We start from the raw sequence: 12,087 nt of genomic DNA, 5'->3' as shown, positions 1-12,087 counted from the left end.
GCTGTGTCAGGAAGACGAAGTTCGATCAATGAGATTTAGGTGCAATAGCAGGCGGGGAGCGTTGTAGTAGCCGGCAAGCCGGCTGCTACAGGGGAGGTCAGGCGCAGGCTTTTTCAGTGATGACTCGGCCGGCCTGCATGCGTACCAGTTGGTCGGCTACGTCGAAGTAACGGTCGTCGTGGGAGATGACGATGATGGTCTTGCCCAGGCGCTTGAGGTCCGGCAGCAGCTCGGTGTAGAAAATCCGCCGGAAGGTCGGGTCCTGGTCCGCCGCCCACTCGTCGAACACCAGCACCGGGCGCTCGTCGAGCCAGGCGTTGACCAGGGCCAGACGCTTGCGTTGCCCGGTGGACAGGTCGGTGGTGGTGAACGCGCCGTCGCGCACGCTGACCTTGTGGGCGATTTCCAGGCGCTCCAGGTATTGAGTGGCGTCGTCGGGCAAGGCCTTGTCGTTCTGCACCAGGTCGTCGAACAGGAAGTAGTCGGCAAAAATCGTGGTGAACATCTGTCGGTAGTCGTCCAGCCCCAGGGCGTCCACGGGCAGGCCGTTGAGACGGATTTCACCTTGCTGCGGGGTGTACAGGCCCAGTAGCAGCTTGATCAGGGTGGTCTTGCCGCAACCGTTTTCACCGACGATAAACAGAATTTCCCCAGGCTCGATGCTCAGGTTGACCGGCCCGAGCTTGAACGGCTCGCTGCCTTCGACCGTTGGGAAGGCGTACTGCACGTTGCGCAGTTCCAAGTGCTTCATCACGGGCACGGTTTTGTCGGCGTCATCGAGCAGCAGGTGCGGTTCCGGCGAGGAGAAACGCTCCGACAGGTCGGCAATGCGGCGGAAGGCAATTTGCGCGCGGCTGATGATCGGCAGGTTGCCGATCAGGTTTTCCAGCGGACCTTTCATGTACAGCAGCACCAGGACAAAGCCGCTCATCACCGCCGGGTCCGAACTGGGCCAGAATTGTTGCAGGGTCAGGGCCAGACCGATAACCACGAAAAACAGCATCGAGCCCAGGCTCTTGGCAATCACGAAGATATTGATCGAGCGGATGTGGGTGTCGCAGATTTTGTCGGCGGTGCCCTGGATATTACGGGTGTGCATGGCATGCCGACGTGGGCGGTGGATGCGCAGTTCCTTGGCACCCTCGGCAATCGCCGAATAGTGTTTTTGCAGGTTGTCTTCGGCGTCGCGTGCCGCGTAGAACCCTTTGATGCCTTTGCTTTGAGCCACGTACTGCACCGCCGAACCAATGCCGATGGCCAGCAGGGTCATCAGGAAGATCGGCCAGGACAGCACCGCCAGGTAGCCCAGGCAGCCCAGGATCACCGTGGTGGAAATCGCCAGCGGGGCGAAGGCGAAGGCGAAGTCGCTGATGGTGTCCACGTCGTGGGTCAACACCGGGATCAGGCGGTGAGTGCGGTAGCGCTCGATCTGTTCGATGGGGGCGGCGAGCACTTTGGCGCCGAGGTCCTTGCGCAGTTTGGCAATCACCTTCTGACCGACGAAATTGGTGCCGATGTCGGCGCCGATACTGCTGAGCAGGGCCAGTAGGCACAGCCCGGCGAAGGCCAGCACCACGCCGGTGCCCATGCCGTCGGCGCTGTGCAGGCCGCGGTTGACCGTGGCCAGCAACGCCGTGACGCTAAGGCCGCCGATGATGCCCAGCGTGATGGAAGAAATAACAATCCGCCGATAGGGCTTGAGCAGGCTCAAGAGTTCTCGAATGGCGCTGCGCGGTGCTGCGGTCATGAAACTACCTCGATCGCGACGTGGCTACGTGCTGTGGGCAAGTGAAGGCCTGCGCGCGGAGGTTTACCGTTGGCAGGCCGATAGTAGGAGGACGAGTCGGGCGAGGCGCGATTTAGCCGCGTCCGGAGGTGCGCAGGCTCAGAGATCCCGTGCCACGCGAAAGCCCAGCCAGTCGCCGCGCACGTTGGAGTTGAGGCTGTTGCGGTTGCCGGAGCGGGAAAACACCGGCGCTTCGCCCCAGTCGTTGCCGCGAATCTGCCGCACTTCGCACTGCCCGGTCAGCCAGGCGCTGCCATCGCTGGGCGCACCGACATAGCTGTCATTTTCACAGTCTTCGACCCATTCGTAGACGTTGCCATGCATGTCATACACGCCGAACGCATTGGGCGCATAACTGCCGGCCGGTGCGGTATAGCTGTAGCCATCCGCCGGCCCGTAGGTATTGGCGTGCTGGGCGATGCTGTATTCCTTGCCTTCATCGAATGGAAATGGGAACGGGCCGGAGGTGCCGCCACGGGCGGCGTATTCACGCAGGGACTCGCTGACCATGCGGTACTGCTTGCCGGTTTTCTTCGACAGCCAGGCGACATAGGCATTGGCTTCTGCAAAGTCCATGCACACTGCCGGATGTTTGGGGCTTGTCTTGTAGGTGGGGTTGCCGGCCGTGCATTTGCGCCCTGGACGGTCGTCGCCGTCGGGCATCTTGTAGCCGGTTTCTTGTACGTAACGGTCCCATTCGCCGGCCAGCACCTGGAAGCGGCTGATGGCCACGGGTTTGGCGAAGGTCACGTCATGGATCGGCCCTTCATCGGGCTGGCGACCGACTTCATCATCCGGGGTGCCCATTTTGAACGTGCCGGTAGGCAGCACCACCATTTCCGGGCAGTTTTTGCAGTCCTTGAACACGGTGCCGGGCTTGGGCGGCGTCGCGGCTTGGGCGGACGGCAACAGGCAGGCCATCAATGCCGTCAGGGCCAGGGATTTGAGGAGCGTCGGGGTGAGCGGTTCATCGTTCATGAGTCGTCTCGTGGGCAAGAAAAAAGGGTGTCAGAGGGCTTTGTCGAGCAGGACCAGGAAGCGGTCGACTTCATCTTCGGTATTGAGCAAGCCGGGTGCGGTGCGCACCACCGGGCCGACGTCGCGGTTCACTGCGTCGCTGACCACACGGTTGCTCATCAGGTAGGCGGCCACCTTGTCACTGTCCTGGCCCTTGACCCGAAAGAAGCTGAAGCCGGCTGAGAGCTGCGGGTTGGACGGGGTGACCAGCTCGATGTTCGGTCGCGCTTGCAGGCGGTCCTTGAGGTAGGTGTTGAGGCTGTGGATACGCTGCTGAACCTGGGCCTTGCCCAGTTGCAGGTGCAGCTTGAAGGCCTCGTCCAGCGCCCAGCGGTGTTCATAGGCGTGATAGCCACCGGGGGAGAACGAGGTGGCGAAATCACTGTCTTCGGAGAAGGTCGGCACGCAGGGGGTGAGGGTGGTCACCTGCTCTGACGCGGCGCATACCAGGCCGGTGCCGCGTGGGCCGAACATCCATTTATGGGTGCCGGCGATAAAGAAATCGCAGTGCATGTCGGGGAAGGCCAGGTCTTCGACGCCAAAGCCATGCACGCCATCGACCACGTAGAGAATGCGGTCTTTTTCTTCGCGCCCCTGGTTATGGCGTTTGACCAGTTGGCCGATTTCGCCGATCGGCAGCTTCACGCCGCTGCCCGATTGCACCCAGGTCATACCCAGCACCCGAGTGTTGGGGCGGATATTGCGCTCGATGGCCGCCAGCACTTCATCGATCGACACTTGATTGGCGTTGGCGAACAGCTTGATCTTGCGCACCTGAGTGCCGTCGCGCCGGGTGCGGAACCCCAGGATGCTGTCGGTGGAAAAATGCTCGTGCTCGGTGGTGAGGATCTCCTGGTCGGGTCGCACATGGATACCGCCGTAGATCATCGCCAAGCCCTCGGTGGTGCTGCCGGTGAGGGCGATCTGGCCGGGTTTGGCTTGCAGGTAACGACCTGCCCATTCGCGCACCTGGCGTTCGCGTTTCCAGGGTTCCTGCAGGTCCCAGTCCATGGTCAGGCCGGGGTTGCGGTCAATGGCAGCGCGGTGCCGTTCGATGGCCTCGCGCACGGGCCTTGGGTGTGAGGTGATCAGGAAGTTGGAGAAGTGGATGTAGCTTGGGTCCTGGTCGAACAGGTGGCGCAGGCCCTTCCATTTGTCTGCGGGTGCCTGGATGGGGGCTGCCTGGGCCTCAAGGCCGGCCCCCAACGGCAGGCTGGCGGCGAGGATGCCGGCCTGCTTGAGAAAGGTACGGCGGTCGGTCATGGCGTCGGCTCGCTTGGCAAGACGCCAGGTTTGGCGGATTTTTGCGTCTGCTCCCACACCCGCAGGAAATTGCCGCCCCACAGCTTGGCGATATCGGCTTCGGAGTACCCGCGGGTGATCAGTTCGGCGGTCACGTTGCGTACTTCGCTGACATCGTTCCAGCCCTTGACGCCGCCCCCTTCGTTGAAGTCCGAGGCAATGCCGACGTGGTCGATGCCGATCTTGCGCACGGTGTAGTCGATGGCGTCCCCCAGGTCCTTGAGGCTGGCCTTGGGTTCCTCTTCGAGAATGGCGTAGAGCTCGCTGGCGTATTCACCGAACTTCTGTTCTGGCCAGGCGGCGATGATCGGATCCCCCGGCATCAATGCCATCGCCAGGTTGGGCAGTGGCGGTAGGTCGAAACGCGCGCGCAGTGCGTTGAGCTTGTCCTGGATCGGCTGGCTCAACGGTCGCAGGTAACCGCCGAAGGCCACCACTTGCACCACGCCGCCGCTGTTTTTGATCAGTTGCAGTTCTTTGTCGCTGAGGTTGCGTGGGATATCCACCGATGCGCGGGGCGCAGAGTGGGAAGCGACCATGGGGGTGCGGCTAAGCTGGGCGACTTGCTCGAGGGCGGTGGTCGACATTTGCGATACGTCGATGATCACGCCCAGGTCGTTCAGGCGCTGTACGGCTTGCTTGCCGATATCCGAAAGGCCGCCGAGGGCGTCCGGTGAATCGTTGAAAAACGGCAGTGGGCGCGAAGAGTCCGACCAGCTGTTGTTGCCGATGTAGCTGAAGCCGAACATGCGCATGCCGCGTGCGGTCCACATGTCCAGCAGGTTCAGGTCATTGCCCAGCGGGTAGGCGTTGAGCATGCTGATAAAAATCGCAAACTTGCCTTCGCCATGCAGGCGGCGAAAATCGGCGGGGGTATAGGCAATGCCGACCTGGTTGGGAAAGTCGCGGACCATACCGGCGATGATCTTGTAGCGCACCTCTTGCTGATGCCGGGCCTCGTCGACAAAGCCTGCAGTCGGTTTGTGGGGCGCGTTGGCGCCGTTCCACAGTTCGGGCCAGCCGAAAATCGTTAGCGCCGCCCCCGACAGGCGCCCGCGACTGGCCTTGGCCAGGTCGAACTGGCCGCTGCCGTCCTTGTCCGCTTCATGGCCTGCGGTGCCGAAGTCCAGGGGCACGGTGATATGGCTGTCGAACGAGATCAACCGATCTTGCAGTTCATTGGCTTGCTTGATCACTTCCAGCGGGTAGCCGGCATTGCCGCGAAACCAGTGATCCCAGGCAAAGCCTGCGCCGGCAGCAATGGCCAGGGCCAAGGGCAGGCCGATGTATAGAGCCTTTTTCGAACGTGGTTTTGTCATTGCCATCTCAGTCGGTTCGCCTTTGAGGTGCAGGCGCAAGGGGCCTTTGCTATCTGGGAAGAACGAGTGATGGGCAGGGAAATTTAAGCGCGCCAACGATCACCTGCAGGAGTCGGCTTGCCGGCGATAGCGGTGGGTCAGGCAGTGATGCATCGACAGGAAGACCGCCATCGCCGGGCAGCCGGCGCCTACAGTAAATTTGCCACCCGGCTAAACGTTCTAGCTTGGATAAAGCCTGCTCCAAGGCTGACACAGGTAGGAACATGACGATTTCTCGACGAGGGTTTATCGCAGGCCTGGCGCTGACCGGCGCCGCCGTACCTGCGGCCTTTTATGCCCATCGTGAGTTGACGCGTGAGGAATTCCCCATCACGCCCGAAGAGGCCACGGTGGACCTGGCGGACACCGCCGGCCAGCAATTGGCGGACAGCCTGCGGGGTGTCTGGAGCCTGCGCCTGGAAGGGGCTGATGCCGGGCTGCAAGGCTTGCCCCTCGACGGCCTGGAACTGTTTCTTGATATTGCGCCGCGTGGCCGAGGCCTGCGTGGCTACCTGGATACGGCCGGGCAACTGCGCGCAGAGGGTGAGCCGCGCTATCAGGTGCTCGGCGACCTGGCGCCAGGCAATGCGGCGCTGCTGTACTGGCGCCTGATTGACCGCGACTCGCCAGACGGCAGGCCGGCCTATGAATTCAAGATGCGCCTGGACGAAGTCTGGGGCAGCTTCGGCAATGCCGGTAGCGGCACCCTTAGCGGGCAGATCCTCAGCCTCGATCGCCCGCTGGCGCTGCTGGAGCGGGACAACCGTTTTGTCGCTACCAAACAGCTTTTTCCCGAAGCCCGCGAGCGTATCGGCCTGAACCCGACGCTGCTGGCGTGGTTGGTTGCGCCCGAGCACCGCCTGTTTCATCAGCTCTGGCACGCCTCGCGGGACCAGTGGCACAAGCTCCCTGAAGACAAGCGTAATGCCCTGCGCGGTATCGGCTGGCAGCCCGGGCCACGAGATAAAGAGCGCGACGCCCGTGGCCCGCGCAAGGACCGCAACGGTTCGGGGATCGACTTTTTCTTTATGCATCGGCACATGCTCGGTACTGCGCGCTCCATGCAGGACTTGCCGTCATGGCCACGTTTCCCTGGGCCGCAGCCGGCACTTGAGGCTGATCGCCGGGGTTTTGCGCGCTACTTCGACAATCACGATGGCTTTGCGCTGCCACCCACTTGGATGGCCAGCGGTGACGAGCAGTACACCCGGTGGGTCAGTGAGATCAAGGCGGTCGAGACGTACCACAGCAACTTCCAGGTGTGGGAGTCGCAATACCGTGACCCGCGTTACCTGGCCAAGTTGACTCTGGGTCAGTTCGGCTCGGAGCTTGAGTTGGGGTTGCACGATTGGTTGCATATGCGCTGGGCTTCGGTGCCGCGCGATCCTTCCAATGGTGCGCCCGTGCCATTTGCGCGAGATCCGGCGGACTTCGCGGCGCGTTGGTATGAGCCTGAGAATGACTTTTTGGGCGATCCGTTTTCCTCCCATGTGAACCCGGTGTTCTGGCATTTTCATGGTTGGATCGATGATCGGCTCGAGGACTGGTTTCGCGCCCATGAGCGCTTTCACCCGGGTGAACTGAGCCGCCTGGAGGTCAACGGTGTGCCGTGGTTTGCGCCGGGGCGCTGGGTCGAGGTGGGTGATCCGTGGCTGGGGCCGGATACCCATGGTTGCAGTACCACCCCGGGATTGCAGATGGGGCGCACCGTGGAGATGGATCCGGAAACCATGAAGCTGGCCTTGCGCATCACCTTTGGCGCTGATGATGACAAGTTACAGGACTTGTTCCGCAAGGTGCCGAAACGGCCGTGGTATGCGCGGCATTTGAAGGTCAAGGAACGGATCATTTGACCGACGCGCCATCAAGCTGAATGCACACTAAACCATGTGGGAGCTGGCAAGCCAGTTCCCACATTAGATCTTCATCGTTGAAGGTCGGGTGCCTGCCAGCCTCCACCCAGCGCCTTGTACAGCGCCACACTGGCCTCCAGCCGCACCTGGCGCAGTTGCACGTTCAGGTCCTGGGCGGCATACAGTGTGCGCTGGGTTTCCAGCACCGTCAGCAAGTCTTCCGCGCCGGCCTCATAACGGCTTTGGGCGATGCGGAAGGCGGTCTGTGCCTGGCTCAGCTCCTCACGCTGCCACTGGCGTTGTTCGTCGAGCTGGCGAATGCTGCTCAGGGCCTTTTCCACATCGGCAAAGCCATTGATGATCGCCCCGCGATAGGTGTGCAGCAATTCATCCTGGCGTGCCGTCGCTCTGTCGCGTTCGGCGCCGAGGCGACCGTTGTTGAAGATTGGCGCGACCAGCCCGCCCGCAAGGTTGTAGAACGGGTTGCGCAGCATATCGGCAGTGCGATTGGCGCCGGAGCCGAGGTTGGCGGTCAGGGTGACTGTGGGCAGCATGGCGGCGCGGGCGACGATGATGTCGGCCTGGGCCGCCGCCAGTTGCGCTTCGGCGCTGGCGATGTCCGGGCGACGGCTGAGCAGGTCGCTGGGTACTCCGGCGGCAATGCTGGGCCAGCGCAGTTGGTCAAAGGATTGATCGGTAAATGGCAGGGTCTGTACCGGTTGACCGAGCAGGGCGGCCAGGCTGATCCGGGCGGCTTCGGTGCGTTGACGGACTTCTGGCAGCTGCCGTTGTTGCGCGGCGACCAGGCTCTTTTGCTGCGCAAGTTCCAGCTGGGTGGCAGAGCCGGCGTCCTGGCGGGTCTGCACCAGTTTCAGGACGCTTTGCGCATTGGCCAGGTTCAGTTCGGCGATACGCTGTTGTTCATGCAGTGCCAGCAGTTGGGTGTAGGTCGTGGCCACGCCGCTGAGCAGGGTCAACTCCACCGTGGCGCGCTCGAATTCGCTGGCGCGCACGGCCAGTTCCGCGCTGTCGCGTGCAGCACGCTTGCCGCCCCAGAAGTCGATTTCGTAGGTGGCGGTGAGGTTTGTACTGAAGTAGTCCCCCGCGTCTTTGTTGCTGTTGCTCTGCGGTGGGTTGTTGCCCGTGCCACGCAGCTGTTTCTGCCGGCTGGCGTTGAGCCCGCCGGTGAGCGCGGGCAGCAAGGGCGCGCCGGCGACCACCGCGCTGGCCTGGGCCTGGCGTACCCGGGCCATGGCACTGGCCAGGTCGTAACTGCCGGCGCGGGCCTGTTCGATCAATTGGTCGAGTTGCGGACTGGCAAATGCCGTCCACCATTGCTGGTTGACGTGCTGGGCCTGGGCCTTGCTGGCCGTGTCCCACGCGGGCGGTGGCTGCAAACCGCTCTCCGGGCGCTGCGCCGGGCTGCTGCACGCGGCCAGCAGCAGGCTGGCGGCAACGAGGGTCAAGTGCGCTTTCATAGGGCGATCATTCACTGGTAAGGGCCGTGACCGGGTCGAGCCGGGCTGCTTTGCGGGCCGGCATAAAGCCGAAGATTACGCCGGTGACCAGCGCGCAGGCGAAGGCGCCAAGGGCGGCTGGCAGCGAAAAGGCGACGGCCACGCTGCTGAGGATCAGCGCGCCGCCGACCAGCAGGGCCAGGCCGATCCCCGCCACCCCGCCGACCACCGTGAGCATCACCGCTTCGGTGAGGAACTGGCGCAGGATGTCCCGCTGCCGGGCGCCGGTGGCCATGCGGATGCCGATTTCCCGGGTGCGTTCGCGCACGGTCATCAGCATGATATTCATCACGCCAATGCCGCCCACCAGCAGCGAGATGGCGGCAATCGAGCCGAGCATCAGCGACAGGGTGTTCTGGGTGCGGGCCTCGGCCTGGATCATCGCGGCGTTGTTGGTCAGTTCGAAATCCCGCTTGCCGTTGTGCAGGCGCAGCAGCAGTTGGTCGATGGCTTTTTCCGCTTCATGCACCTTGCGTGCGTCGGCGGCGGCAATCACTACATATTCGGGGTTGTAGGTGCCAAACAGGCGGATACTCGCGGCGGAGTAGGGGATGGCGATACGGTCGTCGCTGTCCTTGTCGCCGGAGCTGGCGCCTTTTTCGGCGAGGACGCCGATCACCTGGAACGGCACGTTTTCGATGAGGATGTATTGGCCGATGGGGCTCGGCAGGTCCTTGAACAGCTTGTCGCGCACCCGTTTGCCAATCACCGCGACGGTGGCGGCGCTGCGTTCGTCGGCTTCGGTGAAGTAGCTGCCCTCGACCACCGGCCAGTTGAAGATCGCCGGGAAGTTGGTGTCGTTGCCGCCGACATAGGCCATGTGGTCGACATTGCCGAAGCGCACCCCGGCTTCCGCGCCGTTGACCGGCATGATGCGCTTGACCTGGGGCAGGGCAGCCATGGCGCTGACGTCGTTCATGGTGATAATGCCGGGCGGCGTCCGCGGGTTGGGCGCCGAGCCACTGACATAGAGGATATTGGAGCCGAAGGCGCCCATCTGCGCCATGACCTGGCGCTTGCTGCCTTCGCCCACGGCGAGCATCACCACCACCGAGGCCACGCCAATAATGATGCCCAGCAGGGTCAGGGCGGTGCGGAAGCGGTTGATCCACATGACTCGCCAGGCTGCTTGTATCGCGTCCAGCAGTTCGCCTTTCCACGCACCATTGTGCTCGGCGCCATCGGCCAGGCGTTGGCGCAGGTCCACGGCTTGCAAGGCCTTGGGGTTGGCGTCGGCGTTAGCGTGGGAGTGGGGGTTGGGGGTGTCGCTGATGATCAGGCCGTCGCGGATCTCGATGATGCGCTTGGCCCTGGCCGCCACTTCGCGGTCGTGGGTGATCAGGATCACCACGTGCCCCTGGCTGGCCAGTTCGTCGAGCAGGGTCATGACCTCGGCGCCGCTATGGCTGTCGAGGGCGCCGGTGGGTTCGTCGGCGAGGATGATATGCCCGCCGTTCATCAAGGCTCGGGCAATCGATACCCGTTGTTGCTGGCCTCCGGACAACTGGTGCGGGCGGTTGCCGGTGCGCCCGGCCAGGCCCAGGCGGGTGAGCAGGGCGGCGGCGCGGGCATGGCGTTCGGCGGCCGGCGTGCCGGCATAGATCGCCGGCATCTCGACGTTTTCCTGGGCCGAGCCGGACGGGATCAGGTGGTAGCCCTGGAACACAAAACCAAAGGCTTCGCGGCGCAGCCAGGCCAGTTCGTCGGTGTCCAGTTGCGCGACGTTTTCCCCGGCGAACAGGTATTGGCCGACGGTGGGGCGGTCGAGGCAGCCGAGGATATTCATCAAGGTCGACTTGCCTGAGCCGGAGGCCCCGACAATCGCCACGAATTCCCCGGCATGGATCGACAGGTCGATCCCGCGCAATACGTCGACCTGGGGCGTATCACCGCCACCGTAGGATTTGCGGATATCCCGAAGTTCGATCAGTGGCGTCAACATTCAGCCTCCGCTGCTTTCGGCGGGGCCGATCAGCAGGTGCTCGCCTTCGTTGAGGCCATCGAGGATCTGGATGCGCAGGCGGTCGCTGATCCCCACCCGTACTTCACGGTCTTCGATGCTGCCGTCCTTGGCCACCACTCGCGCCAGTTGCGTGTCGGGGCGGGTGCTGCCTTGCAGGGCCGCGACGGGCGCAGTCAGCGCATCGCTGACGCGGCTGGCGACGAAAAACACCTGGGCGGTCATTTCCGCCATCAGTGCGTTATCGGCGTTATCCACATCCAGCAGCACGGTGTACAGCACCACCCGGCCGCTGCCGCTTTTGCTCGAACTGCTGGGGCTGCCGCCGCCCTGGCTGGTTTCGTTGAGGGGCTTGGGCGGCACCGGCAGGATCTGGCGCACAGTGCTGGTCCAGCGCCGGTTGCCACCGCTCAGGGTGGTGAAATACGCCTGCATGCCCGGTTTGACATGGCCGATATCGGCTTCCGAAACTTCCGCCCAGACGGTCATGGGCGACAGATTGGCGATGCGCAAAATCAGCGGCGTCTGCTGCTGGCTGTTGAGGGTCTGGCCTTCGCGGGCATCCACGGCGACTACCGTGCCGGAAATCGGTGCATAGATGCGCGTGTAGCCCAGCTCGGCCTGATCAACCCGCAGCGTGGCCTGGGCCTGGCTGATCTGCGCCTTGAACATGTTGATGCGCGCCTGGGTGGCGTCCAGTTCGGCCTGGGCGGTCTGCACGTCTTCATCGCGGGTCGCGCCACCGGCGGCCAGGCGTTGCTGGCGCTGGTATTTCTGCTGTGCCAGGCGGTTTTGCGCGTGCTGCTCCTGCAGTTGCGCCTGCAGATTGGCGATGGAATAACGGGTGGCGTCGAGCTTGGCCTGCTGGGTAGCCGGATCGATCTCTACCAGCAGGTCGCCTTGCTTGACCTGGGCGCCGGCTTCAACGTGAATCTTGCGGATCTGCCCGGACGCCTGCGCGCCGACATCCACGTAACGCCGTGGTTGCAGGGTGCCGAGGGCGGTCACGCTGCTTTCGATATCGCCCCGGCGCACTTCCAGGGTGGCGAACTGATCGCGGCCGGGCGGGATCAGTTGCCAGGCGGCGAAGGCGACCACGGGGATCAGGCAAAGTGCTGCCAGCAGCGCGCGCCGGGTGTGTCGAGGACGGTTCATGCACGGGTTCCAGCCAGGAAAGTTCGGACCGCTGCTCAAACGCCCTTGAGGGCAGAGACAGAAGCGGGAAGCTGTCAGGTAAACGAGGTATTTGCCCTGAAATTTAAGTGCTTACATACGGCGTTACAGCTGGGCGAAA

General features: G+C 63.3%; 8 protein-coding genes. 1 reads left to right on the top strand and 7 read right to left on the bottom strand.

The genetic code is table 11. The features are described from left to right. Positions 1–97: 97 nt before the first annotated feature. From PSFL_RS24095 to pvdM, 4 genes are all read right to left on the bottom strand, one after another. Entirely contained in the window at positions 98–1,747 is a 1,650-nt protein-coding gene (locus PSFL_RS24095) for a cyclic peptide export ABC transporter (RefSeq protein WP_057959172.1), read from the bottom strand. A gap of 138 nt (positions 1,748–1,885) precedes the next feature. Then, a complete protein-coding gene (locus PSFL_RS24090; protein ID WP_397470570.1) occupies positions 1,886–2,764 on the bottom strand; it encodes a formylglycine-generating enzyme family protein in 879 nt (292 codons plus the stop codon). 30 nt (positions 2,765–2,794) lie between these two features. Next, a complete protein-coding gene (locus PSFL_RS24085) occupies positions 2,795–4,066 on the bottom strand; it encodes an aminotransferase class V-fold PLP-dependent enzyme (protein WP_397470569.1) in 1,272 nt (423 codons plus the stop codon). Further along, positions 4,063–5,424: a pyoverdine-tailoring dipeptidase-like protein PvdM gene (gene pvdM / locus PSFL_RS24080; RefSeq protein WP_115127934.1), complete on the bottom strand. Its 1,362-nt coding sequence runs from the start codon at positions 5,422–5,424 to the stop codon at positions 4,063–4,065. The genes PSFL_RS24085 and pvdM overlap by 4 nt, the downstream gene beginning before the upstream one ends. 263 nt (positions 5,425–5,687) lie before the next feature. Between pvdM and PSFL_RS24075 the strand changes: the two genes are divergently transcribed. Next, positions 5,688–7,316, top strand: a complete 1,629-nt coding sequence (locus PSFL_RS24075) for a PvdJ/PvdD/PvdP-like protein (RefSeq protein ID WP_170045239.1) — start codon at positions 5,688–5,690, stop codon at positions 7,314–7,316. Positions 7,317–7,387: 71 nt separating this feature from the next. Here PSFL_RS24075 and PSFL_RS24070 read toward each other — a convergent pair whose 3' ends face one another. The 3 genes from PSFL_RS24070 to PSFL_RS24060 are packed head-to-tail and all read right to left on the bottom strand — an operon-like array spanning position 7,388 to position 11,948. Continuing rightward, entirely contained in the window at positions 7,388–8,794 is a 1,407-nt protein-coding gene (locus PSFL_RS24070) for an efflux transporter outer membrane subunit (RefSeq protein ID WP_397470568.1), read from the bottom strand. A gap of 7 nt (positions 8,795–8,801) precedes the next feature. Further along, positions 8,802–10,775 carry a MacB family efflux pump subunit gene (locus tag PSFL_RS24065; protein ID WP_282405460.1) on the bottom strand — a complete coding sequence of 658 codons (1,974 nt, stop codon included), beginning with the start codon at positions 10,773–10,775 and terminating at the stop codon, positions 8,802–8,804. After that, positions 10,776–11,948: an efflux RND transporter periplasmic adaptor subunit gene (locus PSFL_RS24060; protein ID WP_120732516.1), complete on the bottom strand. Its 1,173-nt coding sequence runs from the start codon at positions 11,946–11,948 to the stop codon at positions 10,776–10,778. Positions 11,949–12,087 lie beyond the last annotated feature (139 nt).

Source organism: Pseudomonas sp. DD1 (assembly GCF_044510355.1).
Lineage (GTDB): Bacteria > Pseudomonadota > Gammaproteobacteria > Pseudomonadales > Pseudomonadaceae > Aquipseudomonas > Aquipseudomonas shahriarae.
The sequence above is the reverse complement of the archived record's forward strand: the minus strand, read 5'-3'. Positions and strand labels throughout refer to the sequence as shown.